Genomic DNA, 21,615 nt, shown 5'->3' on the forward strand with positions numbered 1-21,615 from the left:
TGGAGGATACAGCATGGCTAAATTATATGGGATAGGGGTAGGACCAGGGGATAGTGAATTATTGACATTAAAGGCATTGAAAGTACTACAAAAATGTGAGGTTATAGTAGCACCCAGTTCCACAGAAGGTGGTAGAAGTATAGCACTTGATACAGCAAAACAGTTTATAAGAAAAGAATCTGAGATAATAATAAAACATTTTCAAATGGGAGGGGAAAAAAGTGAAGAGAAGGCATATGAGGCATTTCAGGTTATAGAAGAAAAATTGAAACAGGGAAAAAATGTAGCTTTTTTAACCATAGGAGATCCCTTTATATATAGCACTTATATACATCTGTTAAGGTACATTGAAGAGAGAGGATATCTTTCAGAGACAGTACCTGGAATTACATCTTTTTGTGCTTGTGCAAGTTTAGCAAAAGAAGCTTTGGTGGTGGGAGATGAATCACTTTTAATAGTTCCTGGAAACAGGCTGGATTCTATAAAGGATGAGAAAAATGTAGTGATAATGAAAGTCTATAAAAAAGAAGAGAAGATAATAAATTATCTTGAAGAGAAGGGTTTTAGTTATATATGCGTAAAAAGAGCTGGAAGGGAAGGACAAAAGGTTACGCGAGATAAAAGGGAGATACTTGAGGATAGGGAATATATGTCTATAATAATAGCCCATAGAAAGTAAGGTGAATTTTTTAAAATGGTTTATTTTATTGGAGCAGGTCCCGGTGATGTGGACTTAATTACAGTAAAGGGAAGAGAAATTTTAAAAAAAGCAGATGTAATAATATATACAGGATCGCTAGTTAGCAGTGCCCATATGGATTTTTGTAAAGATGGAGCAGAAATCCATAATTCTGCTTCTATGAATTTAGAACAGGTAATTAAGATAATAGAAAGAGCTGAAAATGAAAACAAGTTGACAGTGAGACTTCACACAGGAGATCCTTCTATTTATGGAGCTATTAAAGAACAAATGGATGAATTGGATAAAATACATATAAAATATGACATTATTCCCGGAGTAAGTTCTTTTACAGCAGCAGCAGCGGCCATTAAAAAAGAATTTACTCTTCCGGAGGTAACCCAGACTGTAATTCTCACAAGGATAGAGGGTAAAACACCGGTACCTGAAAAGGAAGATATAGAAACTTTAGCAGCCATAGGGGCATCCATGGCTATATTTCTATCAGTGGCCATGATTGATAAAGTGGTAGAAAAACTAAAAAAAGGGTATGGGAGAAATGTACCAATTGCTGTAGTTGAAAAAGCTTCCTGGGAAGATGAAAGAATCATAATTGGAACCTTGGAGGATATAAGTGAAAAGGTAAAAAAATTTGATATTACAAAATGTGCACAAATACTTGTTGGAGATTTTATAGACTGTAGTTATAAGAAAAGTCTACTTTATGACAAAAATTTTACCCATATGTTTAGAAAAGGTGAGCAGAGATGATTGGTCTTATACTCGGCACCTCAGAGGGAAAGGATATAGTGGAAGGACTTAATAAATTTACAGATAATATTTTGATTTCCACGGCTACGGCTTATGGAGGGGAATTATTTAAGGATTATAAATATAAATTTCTAAATGCAAGGGCATTGAATCTTAGTCAGCTTAAAGAAATGTTTTTGAAAAATAATATAAAGGTTCTGGTAGATGCCTCTCATCCCTATGCATTGGATATATCTTGTAATTGTGAAAAACTGTGCAAGGAACTTAATATACTCTATTTAAGATATGAAAGACCTTCTGTGTGTGATAAATATAGAAATAAAGATAAAATAATTTTTACTTGTGATTATGAGGAGTTAATAAATAAAATAAGAAGTATTAAAGAACTTAAAGGAACCATTTTAAATACCACAGGCAGTAAAAATATAGATAAATTTATTTCAGCGGATATTTCAAATAGGATTGTCCATAGGGTTTTGCCTTCAATAGAAGTAATAAAAAAGTGTTTTCAGTTAGGGGTAAATACAGAAGATATTATAGCCATAAAAGGTCCCATAGGCTATGAACTTAATCTGGGGTTTATAGAACAGTATAATGCAGAGGGTATAGTGCTGAAGGATAGTGGAATTCAAGGAGGTACAGAAGAAAAGATAAAAGCAGCTTTGCATAAAGGTATATATATATTTATAATTGAAAGAAAAAAAAAGGCATATAAAAATGTATTTTATGATCAGGAGAAGTTGGTTAAGTATATAAAGGACAAGGGGATTTTTTGAAGAGGTGAAAAATTTGGGTAAATTATATGTAGTTGGCATAGGGCCTGGAAGCATAGAACATATGACACTAAGAGCCAAACAGGCTATAGAAGAAAGTGAAGTTATTGTGGGCTATGATAAATATATAAAGTTAGTTGAAGCTTTAATTGGGAGTAAGGAAATATTTGAAACAGGCATGAGGGGGGAAGTACAGCGTTGTAAAAAAGCGTTAGAACTATCTCGCAGTAAAGTAGTTTCTATAATAAGTACAGGTGATGCCGGTATATATGGCATGGCGGGATTGATTTTAGAGATAAAAGAAAAAAGTGATGTTGTAGAAATTGTGCCTGGAGTAACTGCTGCTTCAGCAGGGGCAGCATTACTTGGAGCACCTCTTATGCATGACAGCTGTTATATAAGTTTAAGCGATTTGATGACTCCTTATGATGTGATAAAAAAGAGGGTGGAACTTGCAACTTTAGGAGATTTTGTAATATCTTTTTATAACCCTAAAAGTACGGGAAGGCCCCATTATTTAAAGGAGTGTATTGATTTAATAAGAAAGTACAGACAGGGAACTACACCAGTGGGTGTGGTTAGGAATGCCTTAAGGAATAATGAAAGTGTAAGAGTATATACTTTGGATACTTTATGTGAAGATGAAGTGGATATGTTCTCTGTGGTTATTGTGGGAAATAGCAATACTTTTATAAAAGGTAAAAACATAATAACTCCCAGGGGATATATGTTATAGCAATGCACAATTACAGTTTTGAAAGGAGATAGCTAATGGGAAAATTGATTGTTGTAACAGGTGGGGCAAAAAGTGGTAAGAGTTCCTATGCAGAAAAACTGGCAAAGGAAATTAAGGGTGATATTTTATATGTAGCAACAGCTGTTCCCTTTGATGATGAAATGAAGATTAAAGTAAAGAAGCATATTGAGCAAAGACCTCCTAATTGGTATACACTGGAAGCTTACAAGGACTTTAACAGTAAATTGCTACCTATGCTTTCTGGAAAGTCTGTGGTGCTTTTAGATTGTGTTACAAATTTAGTTTCCAATTTACTTCTTGAAAAATGCAGTGATATTGAAAAGATTAAGGATTTTGAAATATTGGAGATTGAACAATATGTGAAAGAAGAGATAAGAGAATTTATAGATATTTCAAAAAGCTCATCCATACCTTTTATTGCAGTTACCAATGAAGTTGGGATGTCTCTGGTTCCTGAATATAAACTGGGAAGGATATTTAGGGAACTTGCAGGAAGTATAAATCAAATTATAGCTGGGGAAGCTGAGGAAGTGTATTTTTGTATTTCCGGCATACCTGTGAGAATTAAATAATAGAAAATTTATATATTATTTTAAAGCATGAAAAGGGGAGTGTAAATGTTACAGTTGATTTTAGTGAGACATGGAGAAACCAATAGCAATAGGCAGGGAGTATATTGCGGGTGGACAGATGTAGAACTTAATGAATATGGAATCAGTCAAGCAGAAAGGGCAAGAGATAGACTAAAACACATAAACTTTGATCTTGTAGTAGCCAGCCCACTTAAAAGAACAAAAAAAACTGCCCAGATTATTAGTAAAAATATAATTTATGATGAAGGACTTAAAGAAATTAATTTTGGATTATGGGACAATCTATCTCTGAAGGAAATTGAAGAAAAGTATCCTGATGAATATAATGTATGGATAAAAAATGAAAATGAGGAATTCATGTTCCCTGAAGGAGAGAGCATAAGAGATGTACAAAAAAGATCTGTCAGTGTTATTGATAAAATAATGAAAAAACAAAAATGGGGTAATGTTTTGATTGTTACCCATGGGGGGCTGATAAGAAATATCATAGCATATCTGCTGGGTATGGGCGGAATGGGAGCTTGGCGGTTTTGCATAGATAATTGCGGTATAACCAAAATTCAAATAATAGAGGGGTATGCCGTATTAACAGAGTTAAATGGATAATTAAAAAATTTATTATCCTCTTAACAATTTAATTACATTGTTTAAGAGGATAATTGTTTTTGTTTAAAGATTACCTGATTTAGAATGTTGATTCTTTAGGCAGTTCCCCTGTTAAATATGATATTGATGCTGTGCCGTGTTCTATATAAAACACTTTAAATATGGGATTATCAGCTGATTTATAGAGACTTTTTACAAGTTCTGATGAGTCTAATGCTTTTTGTTTTTTATCAATATCTTCTGAGAATATAATTTTACCGCTTATCCTTGCTGTAACCATATCTTTAGAGGTGGAACTGTATTCTATATAAGGGGTTTTGACTAATTGATTATACACTTTTTTTGTATCGCTGGTACAAAAATAAAGTTTGCCATCTTCATAAAACATAAACCCAAAAGGTCTTACTCTAGGTTCTCCATTTTCCACTGTGGCTAGAAATCCATAACCTATTTCCTTAAAGATTTTTATTACCTCGTCCATTATGTATACCTCCTTGATTTTTTTATTTACCATTAGTATAATAGTATACGGTATATAATACAAGTACGCATATTTATATTACATAGTCATATAAAATAGACTATTGTGAAAGGAGAGGTGTTAGTGGATAATGAAATCAAATTTTGTCCTGTATCTGTAGCTCAAAATATACTGATGGGAAAGTGGAAACTATCAATTTTATGGACTTTAAAAGATAAAACAAGACGTTTTAATGAACTACAAAAATTGATAACTACAATTTCTAGAGGGGTACTTACACAACAGTTGAGGGAACTTGAAAGGGATAAAATTATAAATAGGAAGGTATATAGAGAAGTACCTCCAAAAGTGGAGTATTCTCTGACGGAAATAGGTAAAAGTTTTATTCCTATAATGATTCAGATTATAGAATGGGGTGCAGAATATATTGAAAAGGTAAATAACTGCAATATGGATATCTGTATATTAAATAAATTTCCCTGTCAAAGGTGTCACGAAATGATGCAAGCAAATAACACAAAGTAGTGTAATCCTGTTAAAATAAGGGTTAAACTACTTTGTGTTTTGTTAGGAAATTTTAAATCTGTGAACCAAATTATTTAACTCAGTTACAATGGATTTAAGTCTTTGAGCACTGGTATTTATTACTTCAAAAGATATTTCCTGTTCTTTAATTGAAGCAGAAACTTCTTCAGATGCCGCAGCGGATTCTTGTGATATGGCAGATATATTTTCAATGGAGGTTATAATGCTGTTTTTATCTTTATTTATTTCGGTAATTTCACTATTTAGTTCAGTTATTATAGATATCATATTGCTTATAGAGGTATTTATGGTTTCAAAGTGTTTTTCTGACTGAGTCATAGACATATTGGCAGTTTTGCTTAACTCTCTAGTTCTATCCATAGTAATTTTAGTATTATTAATTTGAAGTTGAATTTCATTTACCATAGCACTTATTTCCTGGGTTGAGTTGGAAGTTTGTTCTGCTAATTTTCGTATTTCTTCTGCAACAACGGCAAAGCCTTTTCCATATGCTCCGGCACTAGCAGCTTCAATGGCTGCATTTAATGCAAGTAAATTGGTTTGCTTTGCTATGGATTCTATAGTTTGCACTATGTTTCCAATAGAGTCTGATTTATCTGATAAAATGGATATATTTTCTGAAACCTTTTTTGCTGCATTACTTCTTTCATTGAGCCTTAAATAGAGTTCTCGTACTGAAGAAGATACATTCTTATTAATTTTTTCTGTAGTTTTAGAGTATTTGATAACTTCTGCAGAGTTTTTTGTAACCTTATTTATTTTATTTGATAATACATTTAATTTATCAAGTCCTGTAGATATTTCTTCTGCCTGGTCTGTAGAACCCTTGGCTACTGCCTCCATGGAATTAGTAATCTCCTTCATTGTCCTAAATGTTTTATTCATGGAAGAAGATACCTTATCCGATTGACTATGAACTTCATCAGAATTATTATTTAAAGTTATAATTATAGTCTTGAGTTGTTCTCTTAATTTTCTTATAGAAGTTCCTATTGTACCAACTTCGTCTTTATATTTTAAAACATAATTATAATCAATGCCACTAGGAGATAAATCAAGATCTCTGGTCTTATTTACTATTTTTGATAACTCTATTAGTGGTTTTGTTATTTTATTTCCAAAAGCTAGGGAAAATATTGCAGATATAATTGTGAAAATTAAAGCTATTATTATATATGCATATATTAAGTTATTCAAAGGTTTCTTAAACTCAACAGTTGGAATGGCAAGGCCTACTGTCCATTTTGAAGATGATATTTCAGCTGAAGTAAAATATCTTTTTATTTTATCATAGTCTGTTAGAGTTATTCCTGAAGATCCTTTGTTGTTAGTAAGTACTTGTTTGTAGCTGCCATCCATAACTTTATTGATATTTTTCAGCTCTTTTTCGGTAGGTTTAAATGATTTATTTGGATGTACTATAATATTATTTTCATCATCAAACAAATAAGCATAGCTGTTGGCGACAGGCTTGGCTTTTTCCACGATTTTTGTAATTGTATCTATGTATATGTCAGTTCCCACCACTCCAAGGACTTGTCCATTTCTGGATAAGGGTTTTCCAATGGTTATTATCATTTTGTTTGTTATTGCATCAAGATAAGGAGCAGAATAAGTTAATTTATTGTTTTTTATAGTTTTTTTGTACCAGTCTCTCTTTGTACAGGCATATCCTGCAGGGGGTATCCAACCTGAACCATCCCAAAATTCTTCATTGGAAAAACCTATATATACATCTGTAACATAGGAATTGGTTTTAGCTTTATGAGTCATATATGAAATTATATCTTCTTTATTGAAGTTTGAATTTGTTTCTAAGTCGTCTGAAATATCTTCTAAAAATTGTCCTTGAACACTTAACCAGCTATTTATCATTTCAGAGTATTTTTGAGATGTTATAAGTGTTTTATCTGTAATCTGTTTGTTTAAAGCATTATATGTTATAGCATAGGATATAACTATAGAGAAAAATAAAACTATAATACAGGTACCGCATATGGCTGCTGTAAATTTTGACTTTAAGCTTTTCATAAGCAAAACTCCTTTTTTAAAATCTTTTTTCCTTGGTATTTAGAAGAAGTTTGTATAAAATAAAAACACTTAATTATTTGCAAGTTAACAAATAATTAAGAAAATGTTGCTAATATATTAACATATCATATGATAAATTACAATATTAATTAGATATTTGAACTTATTTTATAACACTTAATTTTTTCAATTTATATAGGAAATTTAATATATATAGGGGGCGTATGTGTAATATAAGTTTAGAGTGAAAAAAGTCCTATACATAACCAGATAAGAAAGCCAATCCAAGTTATTTTACGCGTTGATGTTAAAAGCACCAGACAGCATAATACTGTTATTATAGGGGTAAATGGTATACCCGGACATTTCAATTTTCTTTCAATATTTGGCATGGAAATTCTGTTGATCTTACAAAAGATTTTAGGTATTAATCCATCTCTTGCCATAACCATAAATATCCTAACCTAACCATAAAGCATTGTAAGTATTACAGAAACTATGCCTATAATGGCACCAACTCCTACTAATGCTGAACCCCATTGATTCCTATTCTACAAAGGGCATCAGGCACCACATTATCTGAAACTATTTCTTTATAAGGAACTATTCCTGTAAGAACTACAACTATCATAACATAAAGTATACAAACCACTATAAGACATGATATTATTCCTCTGGATACATCCCTTTTAGGATCCACTGCTTCCTCTGCGGATATGGAAATAGCATCAAAATCTATAAAGGAGAAGAATACCATATTATATAATAGTTCTTTAAAAAACGGAATATAATATCTGTCATAACAATTTGTTGATGGTTTTTTTGCATACAATTATTAAAATATTGCAAGAAGATAAAAGAAAATATCAAATTCTTTCCATATACATATGTATTTTAATGAAAATATATATTATAATAAAATTTATAACATTATGATAAGGAGGATAACTATGGAACAGTGGGAAATGATGCTAAAGCTAGTTCTTTCTGGAGTGCTTGGAGCTTTAATCGGATTTGAAAGAAGAAGTCGTTCTAAGCAGGCAGGACTTAGAACTCATTTTGTTGTAGCAGTGGGAAGTGCACTTATTATGCTGGTATCTAAATATGGATTTCAGGATTTTTTAGAAATTCCTTCTGTTTCTATTGATCCAAGCAGAATAGCGGCTCAGGTTGTAAGTGGAGTAGGTTTTCTTGGGGCGGGTACTATAATTGTGGAACATCAGTTTGTAAGAGGCTTAACTACGGCTGCCGGATTATGGGCTACTGCCGGAATTGGTATAGCTATTGGTGCAGGTATGTATATACCAGGGATAGGGGCTACCGTATTTATAGTTATAGGACTTGAAATATTTAACAGAATACAAAAAAATTCTGTTCATTGTCTAGGTAAAGTAATCCTATCCTTAGAAGGAATTAATCCGGTGCTTGACATATTAAAAAATTCCAAAGTGAAGATATCTAATATTCAAGTGAATAGACATCATAATAAAAATAATAAGCAATCTGAAAGTAAAATTGTTTTTAGAATATATGGGGTAAATCATAATCAAACAAAAGATATCATGGTAAATATTTCAAAAATACCTTATGTAAAAGATGTAAATATAGAATAAAATTTAAAATATGAGGTGAGCTGTCTATGGGAAATAAAATTTTAGTTGTATACTATTCTCTTGAAGGAAATACAAAACTAATAGCTGAGGCTATTTCAGAAAAATTATCGGCAGATATTTTAAGGATAAGGCCTAAAAAGGACATAGATTCCAAGAGTAGGATGAAGTATTTAGTGGGAGGAAAACAAGCCGTAACTAAAGAGAAACCGGAACTTGTACCTTATGATGTGAATGTTGAAGACTATAATACTTTATTTATTGGAACTCCTGTCTGGGCGTGGACATTTGCCCCTGCTATAAGAAGCTTTATTGATGGTGTGAATTTAAAGGGTAAAAAGATAGCAATATTTAGTTGCAATGCAGGATCTAATGGAAAAACTTTTGAAAATATGAAAGAAGAACTTCAGGGAAATGAATTTTTAGGGCAAATTGAGTTTAAAGATCCACTTAAAAATCATAGAGAGGAAAATGTGGAAAAAGCTAAAAAATGGGCTTATGATATTTGTAAGTTAGATGTAAAGTAATTATATTACTCATAGATTTATATAATCTATGAGTATTTTTATTTTCTTATAATAATATTATAAGAATTACTTATCGAGGAGCGTTATTTGTCCTTATCCTCCACTTCGAAGAATGAGTGTTATCAATAGTGGTGCTTAGATAAATATAAATTTTACCCCAATTTATTGACAATTAGTTATTTAAAATGATATTTTATTAATAAAATATCATTTTTATCATATTTAAACGCCCATATGAAAATTTATGTATAGGGGGAGTGTACGTGGTTATGAAAGAGAGTATGAACAGAATTGTAAAATCACTTGAATATAGTTACATACCTTTACAGCCTGGATTTGAGAATAAGTGTGAAAACTATGTAGAGATGAAATTAAGCAGAACTGATGCATTAAGCAAAATTATATCTGTATTTTATCAATTTAAAATTACTGAAAATGTAGAAAATTTTATTCCAGTAATTCCAGATGGATGTATTGATATTATATTTTATGGTAGCCAGGGTGATTTTTTTTCAAATATTTGCGGCAGCGTTATTAAGAGTAAAAAAATATCTTTAATAAAGGGATGTGAATATTTTGGGGTCAGATTCTTTCCGGGAGAGGCCATTAGAGTTTTGAAGTGTTCAATAAAAGAATTTATCAATAATGAAGTACCTCTAATGGATATAGTTAAAAAGGATTTGTTTATTAGTGAAAAAATATCTAAAGCACGAAATTTTTATGATAGAGTAGCCATATTTAAAAACTTTATTACAAGTTTTTTTCTGGACACACATATTCCTCTTATAATTGAAAAATCAATAAAAAAAATATGTCAAAATAAGGGGATAGTAAGTATAAATGAATTGGCAGAGTATACAGGGTATTCTACCAGATATTTGAGGAAAACATTTGAAACTTTTGTGGGAATATCGCCTAAATTATTAAGTCAGATTGTAAGATTTCAAAACTGTTTATATATGATTATAAATGAAGATGACTACGAACTAATGGATATAATATTAGAATGTGGATATTATGATCAATCTCATTTCATTAATGAATTTAAAAAATTTATTTACCTTACGCCTAATCAAATAAAATTAAAAAAATTTTAAGCTAGGGAGTCTTTATGGATTTTAAACATAGAGGCTTTTTATTTTTAAATTTTACAATTTATCATTAATAAGTTCCGTTTTTTACAATACAGTTAAAAATATTAGTTATATATTGATAATATAATCAAAAAGTCTTAAAAATTATTTTTAGCTTAAGGGAGGAGTAAAAATTGGATAATGATATAAAATTAGAATCTTTTGGCTATAAACAAGAATTGAAAAAGGTATTGGGATTAAAAGATTTGGTAATTTTTGGAATAGTATTTATGGGTCCTGTATCTGTCATGACACTATTTGGTATAATGCATGTTACATCGAAAGGACACTCTGTTCTAGCTTATATAATTGCTTTTGTGGCTATGCTTTTTACAGCATATAGTTATGGTGAAATGGTAACGGCATTTCCTATAGCAGGGTCTACATATAGTTACACTCAAAGAGCTGTTAACCCTAAACTTGGTTTTATATCTGGTTGGGTGATGATATTAGATTATGTCTTGATTCCTATGTTGCTCTATTTAATTAGTTCAAGTTTTGCGAATGCAATGATTCCACAAATACCTATATGGGCATGGGTATTAATGTATGCTATCCCTATTACAATAATAAACCTGATGGGAATAGAAGTTGCAGCTAAGGCAAACTTTATTATAGCAGCTGTTATGTTTGCTGCTGTTATAGCTTTTGTAGTTTTAGCATTAAAATATATTATTACAGGACATGTAAGTAGTGGAATTTCTATAGAAGCATTATACAACAAAGATACATTTGCTTTTAAATATTTGGTTGGAGGTTCTGCAATAGCAGTTGTATCTTATTTAGGATTTGATGCTATATCAACCTTATCAGAAGAAACTGACATTGGTGGCAGGAAAATAGGATTGGCAATTATGCTAGCTTGTCTTATTCAAACGTTTATTTATGTTATAGTTGCATTTTTGGCAACAGTTATAGTTCCGGATTATACAAAAGTGGTTAATCCAGATACAGCTTTCTTTGGCATAGCTTTAAAAGTTGGAGGCAGCTTTTTGCAAATTTTTATATCTATTGTAATTATGATTGCAGGAGTGGGGACATCGTTGGCAGGACAATCGGCAGCTAGCCGTTTATTGTATGGTATGGGCAGAGATAAGGTTATTCCTGAAAAGATATTTTCATATCTTCATCCTAAATTTAAAACACCCTGTAACAGTATATTATTTATGTCAGTAGTGGGTACTACTGGGGCACTGTTTTTAAGCGTAGGAACGGTATCGGAGTTAACTGCATTTGGAGGACTATTTGGATTTACATGTGTAAATTTATCAGTTATGGTTCATTATTATTTTAAAAATAAAAGCCGAAAAGTGATAAAACATTTAATTGTGCCTGTGCTGGGGATGTGCGTATGTGTATATATATTGTTGGGACTTTCTACTATTTCAAAAATTGTAGGATTTACATGGATGGGATTAGGTATATTATACCTTATGATAAGATGCGGTTTATCGGATGAGTTTAAAAATAATATCTCAAAGGTCATTTTTAAAGAAGCATCATGATATTTTATTAGTAAAATTTATAATTATTTGGAGGTAAACGCAAATGGAAGAGACAAAAATAGATTTTATTTATCTAAGTGAAAAGGACATGATCAAAGCAGGCGTGAAAAATATGGCAGGTTGCGTTGATGCGATGGAGGAAATGTTTAAATTATTAAAAATTGGTGATTACCGAATGGGTGGATCTAATGGAAATTCGCATGGTATAATGCTTTGTTTCCCCGAGTATCCTAAATTTGCAAATATGCCCAAAGATGGTCCGGATAGAAGGTTTATGGCTATGCCGGCATATCTTGGGGGAAAATTTGATATGACAGGTATGAAATGGTATGGTTCAAATGTTGAAAATAAGAAGAAGGGTCTTCCAAGATCAATTCTTATGCTTACACTGAATGATAAAGATACAGGAGCACCCCTTGCATATATGTCAGCAAATATTTTAAGTGCTTATAGAACAGGAGCTGTTCCAGGTGTTGGTGTAAAATATTTTTCAAAAGAAAATTCAAAAGTTGTGGGTATTATTGGACCAGGTGTTATGGGTAAAACTGCATTTGCATCTACCATGGCAGTAAGAGCGGGAATTGAAACTGTTAAAATCAAAGGTAGAGGGAAACGTTCAATAGAGGCTTTTATTAAATATTTAAATGAAGAGTATCCAAAGATAAAAGATATTAGAGTAGTTCAAACAATTGAAGAGACAGTAAGAGACAGTGATATTGTCCATATTGCAACTTCAAGTCCAACAGGAGATCCAGGCAAGTATCCATATATTAGTGAAACATGGATTAAATCAGGGTCACTTTTATGCTGCCCGGCTGCTGCAAGATTTGATGATGACTTTATATTAAACAGAGCAAGAACTGTAACAGATAATATTGGATTATATGAAGCTTGGGCTGAAGAAATGCTTTATCCCGCATATAATACAATTCCAATTCCAGCTGTCCATTGCATGGATCTTATAAAAGAAGGAAAGATGGATAGAAGTCAGATTGATGATTTAGGGGATATATTAATCGGAAAAATTCCAATAAAACGTAAAGAAGACGAAATTGTTATTTACTCTGTTGGCGGTATGCCAATTGAAGATGTTGCGTGGGGAACAATTGTATATAGAAACGCAATTAAAAAAGGAATCGGCGTTAAATTAAACTTATGGGATATGCCAGAGCTTGCATAATTTTACAGGATAAAGTTTATAAGGAGATGATTCGGATGAGAATTACACAACATCCAATTTTAGGTGAAAGTGATAAAGGACGTTTAGTAACTTTTAATTTTGATGGAAAAATACTAAAAGGATATGAAGGAGAGCCAATAGCTGCTTCATTAAAGGCGGCAGGTGTAATGGTGCATAGATATACAAAAAAAGAAAATTCACCAAGAGGTGTATTTTGTGCTATTGGGAGATGTACAGACTGCGTTATGGTGGTAGATGGTAAGCCAAATGTAAGAACTTGTGTAACTCCCCTTGTTGAAGGCATGAAAGTCCAGACTCAGTATGGTGTTTCTGCAAAAAAACGGGAATAGATTTTAAAGTAGTTTTATGAAAGGATAGGTAGTTGTATGAAAAGATATGATTTAATAGTAGTGGGGGCAGGACCTGCAGGACTTTCAGCAGCTGTTGAAGCAGCAAAAAGAGGGCTAAAGGTTGTTGTATTTGATGAAAATTCTAAACCGGGCGGACAATTATTTAAACAGATTCATAAGTTTTTTGGTTCTAAAGAGCATAGAGCTAAAATCAGAGGTTTCAAAATAGGTGAGGAGCTTTTAAAGGAAGCGGAAGAAGCAGGAGTAGAAGTTGTATTAAATGCTATAGTAATTGGAATGTTTTTAGATAAAGAAATCACTGTGAATGTAAATGATGAAGTAGTTCATTGTAAAGGAGATGCAATCATAGTTGCAACAGGTGCATCCGAAAATATGGTTACATTTGACGGATGGACTCTTCCAGGAGTCATAGGTGCAGGTGCAGCACAGACTATGATGAATCTTCATAAGGTAAAGCCGGGAAAGAAAATACTTATGGTTGGAAGTGGAAATGTTGGAGTGGTTGTTAGTTATCAACTCTTACAATCAGGTTGTGAAGTGACCGCTATTGTGGATATAGCACCTAAAATTGGTGGTTATGGTGTTCATGCTGCAAAGGTGGCTAGATGTGGAGTCCCCTTTTATTTATCACATACTATAATTAAGGCCGAAGGAGACCAATATGTAACAGGGGTTACTATTGGTGAAGTTGACAGTAAGTTTCAAATAATACCTGAAACAGAGAAACACTTTGATGTTGATACCATATGTATTGCTGTAGGCCTTTCTCCTATGTCACAGCTCCTCAAAATGGCAGGGTGTACTATGGAGGAAAATCCTAAAAAGGGAGGGTCTGTTCCACTTTGTAATGAGTATGGTGAAACTTCAATCCCGGGAATATTTGTAGCGGGAGATGTTTCGGGAATAGAAGAGGCAAGTTCAGCTATGATTGAGGGGAGAATTTCAGGGGTAGCAGTTGCTTATAAATTAGGATTTATTAACAAAGAAGAATTAAAAGTAAAAATAGGAGAATTGGAAAAGGCACTGCTTAGTTTGAGACAGGGAATGTTTGGAGCTGAGAATAAGGGAAAGGATATTTCTAAAACAGAGGAAGGGTATGATATTTCAACAAGTCTTTTGAAGAAAGGGTATCTTTCGGATGAGGAAGTAATGAAATATCCGGGGGTAAAATCCATTAAAGGAATTCATCCTGTAATAGAATGCTCTCAAAATATTCCATGTAATCCATGTCAGGATGCCTGTCCTCAAAAATGCATTAAGATCGGAGAAAAAATCACATCCCTTCCTGTTGTTGATGAAAAAGCAACTTGTATTGGATGCGGATTATGTGTGGCATCCTGTTCAGGACAGGCAATATTCCTTGTAAATGAAGATTATAAAGAAGGATATGCAACTGTAACGCTTCCTTATGAGTTTTTACCATTACCTGCAAAAGGAATGAAAGGTGTTGCTTTAGACAGAAGTGGGCGGGAGGTATGTGGAGCAGAAGTCGTAGAAGTTAAAGCACTCCCTGTATTTGACCACACTAATTTATTGACCATAAGGGTTCCTAAAGAAAAGGGAATGAAAGCCCGATTTTTTAAGCAGCAGGAGGTGGGAATATGAACAAAGTAAATGATAGATCGAGAGATATATGTGAATTTATTCCGCAAAGTGATGATAATATGATAATTTGTCGTTGTGAGGAAATTACAAAGGGTGAAATTAGAAAAGCAGTTCATGACGGAATGTTTACCATTACGGAGATAAGAAGATATTTAAGAACAGGTATGGGGCTTTGTCAGGGTCAGACATGTGGCAAATTAGTAAAAGGTATTGTGGCAAGGGAATTAAATATTTCTCCGTCAAGATTGGAATCATCAATGTCACGTACACCTATGAGGCCTATAGAAATGAAAGTTTTTGGAAATGAAAGGGGGAAATAACATGGGAAATTGTGCTGATGTAATAATTATAGGAAGCGGTGTAATTGGAAATGCTGCAGCATATTATCTGGCTAAAAAAGGCTGTTCTGTTATTGTCCTCGAGAAAAGCGATAATATTGGTAACGGAGGTTCAACAAGAAACGGTGGTGGAGTTCGCCAGTCAGGACGTGATAAAAGAGAACTTCCCCTTGCTATGTATGGGGTAAAAAATTTATGGCCCATGTTGTCAGAAGAGCTTGGCATAGATGTTGAATATTATCAACAGGGTAATTTAAGATTAGGCAAGACAGAAGAGCACATTAAAATTTTGAATAATCTTAGTAAGAACGCCAATGACTGTGGGCTTGATGTAACAATGATTTCAGGGGAAGAAGCAAGAAAGATTTGCCCTTATCTTTCAGAAGAAGTTATTGGTGCAAGTTGGTGTCCTACTGATGGACATGCCAATCCGTTGCTCACAACACTAGGCTATTACCGTAAAGCAAGGCAGTTGGGGGTTCGTTTCATAACTGGCGAAGCGGTTATCGAGATAAGAAAGATAAAAGGTAAAGCAAGACAGGTAGTAACTTGTAATAATGTATATGAAGGAGAAAACATTATTTTAGCTGCAGGTTATGGAAGTCGTAAAATAGCTTCTAGTTTTGGAATTGATATCCCAATGAATAAGGTTTTATTGGAGGTACTTGTTACAGAGGTACAGTCTCCTATGTTTTATCAAATGTTAGGTACTGCAGCAGCTGACTTTTATGGACATCAAAGTAAGCATGGATCCTTTGTTTTTGGTGGTTCATCAGGGTATGAGGCTTTTAATAAAGATAATGGGACTCCAAGTACATCTAGTATTACAGCATCAGCTATCTGTCGTGGTATTATAAAATATTTTCCTGTATTGGGAAATATTAAAATTATACGTACCTGGGGGGGATGGATAGATGATTGTGTGGATCACATACCTGTTATAAGCTTTGTTGAAGAGATTCCAGGACTAATACTTGCCTGTGCATTTACAGGTCATGGATTTGGAATATCTCCAACTGTAGGTATGCTTTTATCTGAGATGGTGGTAGATGGTAAAACATCTATTGATTTATCTGCTTTCCGGTATGATAGATTTAAAGCAAAAATATAATATTTCTAAAAGAGGAGAATTTATATGGAACTAATTAGAACAAATTATTCATCAGGTGCCCCGCTAGAGGAGAAAACAGGATATTCTCGTATGGTTAAAGTCGGTCCTTTTATTTATATTGGAGGAACTACAGCTGTTCAGCCAGATGGTGCAGTTTACGGGGAAAAAAGTGCTTATGAACAAACAAAATACATTCTTCAAAAGCTGGTAAAATTATTAGAAAAAGCAGGTTCTAAAAAAGAAGAAGTTATAAAGATAAAGGGATATGTTACTGATATGAAATATGCACCGGAAATTGCTAAAGCTTATTCGGAAATTTTTTATGATATAAAGCCACTTTTCACACTTGTAGGTATTTCTATGCTTAACCGTTCTACACAGCTAATTGAAGTAGAGATGGATGCTGTTGTTGGATTAAAAGCGATATTATAGTTATATTTTATATAGAAGCATGAATTTATGTTAGAATTTTCACTAGATTCAAAATGATTAAATTGGAGGTAAATGCAATAATGAGTGAAACAGTGATAAAGATAAACCTTGATAAATACAATATTGATGGTGAAGCAATACTTGTTATTGATACAGTGGAGAGGAGTGCTCCAGCTAAAGGTGGTATTAGGATTAGGACTAATGTTACAGAGGAAGAAATAGCTGCCCTTTCCACTGAAATGACTAAGAAGTGTTTACTTGCAGATTTACCTTTTGGAGGGGCAAAGGGTGGAATAAGACTTAAGAATCTTGATCAAGTTGAGCAAGCTATGTACGCATTTGGACGAGAACTTGCAAAAATTGAGTTTATACCATATAAATGGTGTGCAGCACCGGATGTAAATACTGACAGTAAAGCAGTAGATGCTTACGTTGCTGGCTGTGCTTCAGTCAAGGGATGGAGAAAAGCCAGATTAGCAGCTACAGGGAAAAGTACGGGAATACCTCATGAACTTGGAAGCACTGCATATGGAGTAGTTCTTTGTATAACTGAGTTAGTAAAAAATACGGATATGAATATAAAATTTAAAGAATCAACTGCCATTATAGAAGGTATAGGTGAAGTTGGTGGAAATGTCATTAAACTTCTTATTGATATAGGAATAAAGGTTTGTGGGATAAGTGATATTACTGGTTCCATATATAATAAAAATGGATTAGACTCAGACAAGCTTAAAGGATTTATTAAAGAAAAGAAAAGTATAAATGATATGACGAAAGAATTTAAAGATGCTGAGTTTAATATAGATCCGTCTACAATGCTTGTGAAAAAGGCAGATATATTAGTGCTTGCAGGACCTGGTAGAAGTTTAAATGAAGAAAATGTTGAAAAGCTTCAAGTTAAATTAATAGCTGAAGGTGCAAATATAGCATATTCTTCGGAATTAGCAAGAAAGCTTGTAAATAACAAAGGCATCTTATCAATTCCAGGAATCATTGCAAATTCTGGTGGAGTAATATCCAGCTATGAAGAATGGGTTCTTGAAAGTGAAAATAAAATTTATTTATCTATAGATGAAAAGTGGAATAGAGTTAAGCATTGTATAGATGCTAGAATAAAGAAAAATATTAAAGACCTTTGCAGTAAGATAAAGCTTCACCCGGAGAAAACTACATATGAACATGCACTAATAATGGCAGAGGAAAGATTAGTTAATCTAAAGTTTGAAAATAATAAGCTTAGAAAACAAACAAAAAAGATTAATAAAGAGCTTGAAGAAAAATTTAGTGTATATACAAAATAGAATACTAGATTTTATATAAGAAATAATGGTATTCTATTAATAAATTTATAAAATTCAATTATTATATATTGAATCTAATAAAAAACTTTATATAAATAAAAGGTTTCTATTTGTTTGTTAAATGTAGAGACCTTTTATCTTTTGGGTTTTTAAGTCTTAAATGAGAATAGTTGTTTGGATTATTTGAAATATAAAATTTATTTCAAATATTCAGAAAAATAGTTGACATAGGTAAATATACGATATATAATAAAGTTAAGACTTAGGATATAATTTCCATGGCCATTTTTTATTAATAATACAAATAGTTTTACAAATAATATACTGAAGTATATTTAAGCTAGATAGAGGAAAAATATTGATAATATTTAGACACAAATGAAAGAACAACTGTAAAGCTTTACGATTATTTTAAATCAAGATATACAGGAGGTAATTATTATGAAAAACAAATCTTTATTTGAGCCTATTAAAATAGGTAAGATGGAAGTAAAAAACAAAATAGCAATGGCTCCTATGGGTGCTTTCGGTCTTGTAGATAATGAATGTTGTTTCAATCAAAGGGCCGTTGACTATTATGTGGAAAGGGCTAAAGGTGGCACAGGACTTATTATAACTAGTGTAGTGAAAGTTGAAAATGAATTAGATAAGGTTATCACAGGAGTACTGCCTATTACTTCAATAAATCCCGCAAAATTTATTATGACATCCTCTGAAATGACGGAGAGAGTTCATGCTTATGGTTCAAAGATATTTCTTCAATTGTCAATGGGATTCGGGAGAAGTGGTGCTCCAGGAGGACTTCTAACTTCACAACCTGTTTCAGCATCGGCTGTTCCAAATTATTGGGATCCAACTGTTACCTGCAGAGAACTTACAACTTCAGAGGTAGAATGGATAGTTGAAAAGTTTGCTCAGGGTGCTAAGATTGCCCATAAGGCAGGGTTTGATGGTGTCGAAATACATGCGGTACATGAAGGATATCTTCTTGATCAATTTACATTGTCAATATTTAATAGAAGAACAGATAAATATGGAGGAGATTTAAGGGGAAGACTTCAACTTCCTATAGAAATAGTTCAGGCAATAAAAGACGAAGTAGGAAGTGATTTTCCTGTAGGACTTAGATATAGTGTTAAAAGTTGTATAAAAGACTGGGGACAGGGGGGACTTGCGGAAGAAGACTATGTAGAAAAGGGACGTGATTTGGAAGAAGGTCTTGAAGCGGCAAAAATTCTTGAAGCAGCAGGATATGATGCCTTTAATGCGGATTTAGGAACCTATGATGCATGGTATTGGGCACATCCACCTCTTTACCAAAAAGATGGATTATATCTTCCATATACCAAAGAACTTAAAAAAGTTGTGAAAATACCTGTTATGGTTGCAGGGAAAATGGGTATGCCTGACATTGCAAAAGGAGCTCTTGAGGATGAAGCTGCAGATATGGTAACACTTGGAAGGCCTCTCTTATGCGATGCTTATTGGCCTAAGAAAGTCTTTACAGGGCAGACTGATAGAATAAGGCCTTGTATTGGATGCCATACTGGATGTATGGGAAGAGGATTTGAAGGAAGACCACTGAGTTGTGCAGTAAACCCTGCAGCAGGAAGAGAGAGATATTATGAAGTAAAACCAGCAGCTGTATCTAAAAAAGTCATGATTATAGGTGGAGGAGTTGCAGGAATGGAGGCTGCAAGGATTACAGCTATAAGAGGGCATAAAGTTACATTATATGAAGGTACAAAGGAACTTGGAGGGCAGGTTATTCCAGCTTCAGTTCCTGATTTCAAGATAGACGATAGAAGATTGCTTGATTGGTATAGAAATGAAATGAAGGAACTTGAGGTTAAGCTGGTTTTAGATATAAAGGTAACAGAAGAAGTGGTAGAAAAAGAAAAACCAGATGTAGTTATTATAGCCACAGGTGCCAAGGAAATCAAATTGAATTTGCCTGGAATAGAAAAAGATAAGGTTGCAACAGTGGTTGAGGTCTTAAAGGGCAGTAAGCAAGTAGGAGAAAATGTACTTATGGTAGGTGGCGGACTGGCAGGATGTGAAACGGCTCTTTATCTTGCAAAACAGGGCAAAAAGGTTACAATTATTGAAGCAAGAGGTACCATATTAAATGCTGGCAAACCAGTTCCACATATGAATAAGATTATGCTTATTGATCTCCTTAAAAATAGTGGAGTAAAAGTTATTACAGAAACTTCTTTACTTGAAGTAACTGACAGAGGAGCTATTGTAATTGATAATAAATTTAAAAAGCAAAATATAGATGCAGATACCATTGTAATTGCCATTGGATTTAAAGCAGACAGAGAACTTTATAATAAACTGAGAGATAAAACAGCAGACTTGTATCTTGTAGGTGATGCAAATGAGAGCGCAGATATAATGAATGCAATTTGGAGTGCAAATGAAGTTGCCCTTAATTGTTAAAATATAAGAGAATTTGGATAGGATAAATTCACACGAATAATTATAAGTATACCCTAAAAACACAGCTTATTCTAATTTTTAAATTTTAATATAATATTTTTATTAAATTATTATAAAATATATTGATTTTTTATCAAAATAGTAATATAATATGTGCAAGAGATGGTTTTAAATAAACCTATAAAAATATGAATCTCCTATAAATGATATATGATATGTATTTAGGTATTAAATTTAGACAAGAAAAAAGGTGCCCTTGGAGGCGTCTTTTTTCTATGAATCATATAATAAAGTTAGAATTAATTGATTCGTTTGACTGTTGTAATATTTTCGTAAGATGCTAAAGGGATTATTCTAAATCCATAAGTTTTAATTTCATATTTTCTTCTTATCATAAGTCCCCTATATATATCTTCGGAATTAAATTTAAATTCCAGTATGCTGTTATCATTTTTAAAGGCCTTGATAGTGCCATCTTCCATTTGAGTGTATATAATATATTTTATATCTTTGGTATTCTGATTTTTTATTTGTTTACTTGCGATGGTTACTACATAGGTGTTTCTAAAAAAGTGTGGAAGAATTGTTATTAGAAACCATATAACAATAATCATAATTATTGTTATAATTATTCTGGATTTTAAGTGTTTATTGAGTGGAATCCTATAAAAATTATTTTTTCTCATAAACTCCTCTTCATAAATACTTGCTTTTTTATTAATATTCTTATTTTAATTAAAATAGTATTTTATAATTTTTTATATAAAGTCTGTATATAGACAGAAGCGTGACAAAATAGTAGAATGTAATTAGTTAA

The 21,615-nt window shown here is 32.6% G+C and carries 22 protein-coding genes and 1 pseudogene; 19 read left to right on the forward strand and 4 right to left on the reverse strand.

The window, feature by feature from the left end:
* Positions 1–13: 13 nt before the first annotated feature.
* From V7Q02_RS02315 to cobC, 6 genes are read left to right on the forward strand one after another with little or no spacing between them, the layout of a single operon-like run.
* Positions 14–679, forward strand: a complete 666-nt coding sequence (locus tag V7Q02_RS02315) for a cobalt-factor II C(20)-methyltransferase (protein WP_333859350.1) — start codon at positions 14–16, stop codon at positions 677–679.
* Positions 680–694: 15 nt separating this feature from the next.
* Positions 695–1,450: a precorrin-4 C(11)-methyltransferase gene (gene cobM / locus V7Q02_RS02320; protein WP_333859351.1), complete on the forward strand. Its 756-nt coding sequence runs from the start codon at positions 695–697 to the stop codon at positions 1,448–1,450.
* On the forward strand, positions 1,447–2,226 hold the full coding sequence (locus V7Q02_RS02325) for a cobalt-precorrin-6A reductase (protein WP_333859352.1): 780 nt from the start codon (positions 1,447–1,449) through the stop codon (positions 2,224–2,226). Before cobM ends, V7Q02_RS02325 begins: the two co-directional genes overlap by 4 nt.
* A 13-nt stretch (positions 2,227–2,239) precedes the next feature.
* Positions 2,240–2,959, forward strand: a complete 720-nt coding sequence (gene cobJ, locus V7Q02_RS02330; protein ID WP_333859353.1) for a precorrin-3B C(17)-methyltransferase — start codon at positions 2,240–2,242, stop codon at positions 2,957–2,959.
* A gap of 35 nt (positions 2,960–2,994) precedes the next feature.
* Entirely contained in the window at positions 2,995–3,552 is a 558-nt protein-coding gene (cobU, locus tag V7Q02_RS02335; RefSeq protein WP_333859354.1) for a bifunctional adenosylcobinamide kinase/adenosylcobinamide-phosphate guanylyltransferase, read from the forward strand.
* Between the two features lie 45 nt (positions 3,553–3,597).
* Positions 3,598–4,179 carry an alpha-ribazole phosphatase gene (cobC, locus tag V7Q02_RS02340; RefSeq protein WP_333859355.1) on the forward strand — a complete coding sequence of 194 codons (582 nt, stop codon included), beginning with the start codon at positions 3,598–3,600 and terminating at the stop codon, positions 4,177–4,179.
* A 79-nt stretch (positions 4,180–4,258) separates the two neighbouring features.
* Here the strand turns inward: cobC and V7Q02_RS02345 are convergent, their stop codons facing one another.
* Positions 4,259–4,660, reverse strand: coding sequence for a pyridoxamine 5'-phosphate oxidase family protein (locus tag V7Q02_RS02345; protein WP_333859356.1), 402 nt, complete (start codon positions 4,658–4,660; stop codon positions 4,259–4,261).
* 123 nt (positions 4,661–4,783) lie between these two features.
* Here V7Q02_RS02345 and V7Q02_RS02350 point away from each other — a divergent pair, with 123 nt between their 5' ends.
* On the forward strand, positions 4,784–5,185 hold the full coding sequence (locus V7Q02_RS02350; protein WP_333859357.1) for a winged helix-turn-helix transcriptional regulator: 402 nt from the start codon (positions 4,784–4,786) through the stop codon (positions 5,183–5,185).
* Positions 5,186–5,227: 42 nt separating this feature from the next.
* Here the strand turns inward: V7Q02_RS02350 and V7Q02_RS02355 are convergent, their stop codons facing one another.
* Both V7Q02_RS02355 and V7Q02_RS02360 read right to left on the reverse strand, forming a co-directional pair.
* Positions 5,228–7,237: a methyl-accepting chemotaxis protein gene (locus V7Q02_RS02355; protein WP_333859358.1), complete on the reverse strand. Its 2,010-nt coding sequence runs from the start codon at positions 7,235–7,237 to the stop codon at positions 5,228–5,230.
* A 239-nt stretch (positions 7,238–7,476) separates the two neighbouring features.
* Positions 7,477–7,991 (reverse strand): annotated as a pseudogene (locus tag V7Q02_RS02360) (APC family permease); the annotation flags it as partial.
* Between the two features lie 196 nt (positions 7,992–8,187).
* Here V7Q02_RS02360 and V7Q02_RS02365 point away from each other — a divergent pair.
* From V7Q02_RS02365 to V7Q02_RS02420, 12 genes are all read left to right on the forward strand, one after another.
* Complete coding sequence (locus tag V7Q02_RS02365) at positions 8,188–8,850, forward strand: MgtC/SapB family protein (RefSeq protein WP_333859359.1); 663 nt, start codon at positions 8,188–8,190, stop codon at positions 8,848–8,850.
* A gap of 26 nt (positions 8,851–8,876) precedes the next feature.
* On the forward strand, positions 8,877–9,374 hold the full coding sequence (locus tag V7Q02_RS02370; RefSeq protein ID WP_333859360.1) for a flavodoxin family protein: 498 nt from the start codon (positions 8,877–8,879) through the stop codon (positions 9,372–9,374).
* A 269-nt stretch (positions 9,375–9,643) separates the two neighbouring features.
* On the forward strand, positions 9,644–10,471 hold the full coding sequence (locus tag V7Q02_RS02375; protein ID WP_333859361.1) for a helix-turn-helix domain-containing protein: 828 nt from the start codon (positions 9,644–9,646) through the stop codon (positions 10,469–10,471).
* 170 nt (positions 10,472–10,641) lie between these two features.
* Positions 10,642–12,012, forward strand: a complete 1,371-nt coding sequence (locus V7Q02_RS02380; protein ID WP_333859362.1) for an APC family permease — start codon at positions 10,642–10,644, stop codon at positions 12,010–12,012.
* A gap of 43 nt (positions 12,013–12,055) precedes the next feature.
* Positions 12,056–13,192: a tyramine oxidase subunit B gene (locus tag V7Q02_RS02385; protein ID WP_333859363.1), complete on the forward strand. Its 1,137-nt coding sequence runs from the start codon at positions 12,056–12,058 to the stop codon at positions 13,190–13,192.
* Between the two features lie 35 nt (positions 13,193–13,227).
* Positions 13,228–13,542, forward strand: a complete 315-nt coding sequence (locus tag V7Q02_RS02390; RefSeq protein WP_333859364.1) for a (2Fe-2S)-binding protein — start codon at positions 13,228–13,230, stop codon at positions 13,540–13,542.
* 36 nt (positions 13,543–13,578) lie between these two features.
* Entirely contained in the window at positions 13,579–15,168 is a 1,590-nt protein-coding gene (locus V7Q02_RS02395; RefSeq protein WP_333859365.1) for an FAD-dependent oxidoreductase, read from the forward strand.
* Positions 15,165–15,488: a (2Fe-2S)-binding protein gene (locus V7Q02_RS02400; RefSeq protein WP_333859366.1), complete on the forward strand. Its 324-nt coding sequence runs from the start codon at positions 15,165–15,167 to the stop codon at positions 15,486–15,488. The genes V7Q02_RS02395 and V7Q02_RS02400 overlap by 4 nt, the downstream gene beginning before the upstream one ends.
* 1 nt (position 15,489) lies before the next feature.
* Entirely contained in the window at positions 15,490–16,617 is a 1,128-nt protein-coding gene (locus V7Q02_RS02405) for an NAD(P)/FAD-dependent oxidoreductase (RefSeq protein WP_333859367.1), read from the forward strand.
* Positions 16,618–16,641: 24 nt separating this feature from the next.
* Positions 16,642–17,049: a Rid family hydrolase gene (locus V7Q02_RS02410; protein WP_333859368.1), complete on the forward strand. Its 408-nt coding sequence runs from the start codon at positions 16,642–16,644 to the stop codon at positions 17,047–17,049.
* 80 nt (positions 17,050–17,129) lie between these two features.
* Positions 17,130–18,353 carry a Glu/Leu/Phe/Val family dehydrogenase gene (locus V7Q02_RS02415; RefSeq protein WP_333859369.1) on the forward strand — a complete coding sequence of 408 codons (1,224 nt, stop codon included), beginning with the start codon at positions 17,130–17,132 and terminating at the stop codon, positions 18,351–18,353.
* A 441-nt stretch (positions 18,354–18,794) separates the two neighbouring features.
* Positions 18,795–20,798 (forward strand): oxidoreductase, encoded by a 2,004-nt coding sequence (locus V7Q02_RS02420; protein ID WP_333859370.1) that lies wholly within the window; start codon positions 18,795–18,797, stop codon positions 20,796–20,798.
* Positions 20,799–21,097: 299 nt separating this feature from the next.
* Here V7Q02_RS02420 and V7Q02_RS02425 read toward each other — a convergent pair whose 3' ends face one another.
* Entirely contained in the window at positions 21,098–21,484 is a 387-nt protein-coding gene (locus tag V7Q02_RS02425; protein WP_333859371.1) for a DUF1523 family protein, read from the reverse strand.
* Positions 21,485–21,615 lie beyond the last annotated feature (131 nt).

The sequence above is a fragment of the Clostridium sp. genome (assembly GCF_036781005.1).
GTDB lineage: Bacteria > Bacillota > Clostridia > Clostridiales > Clostridiaceae > Clostridium_B.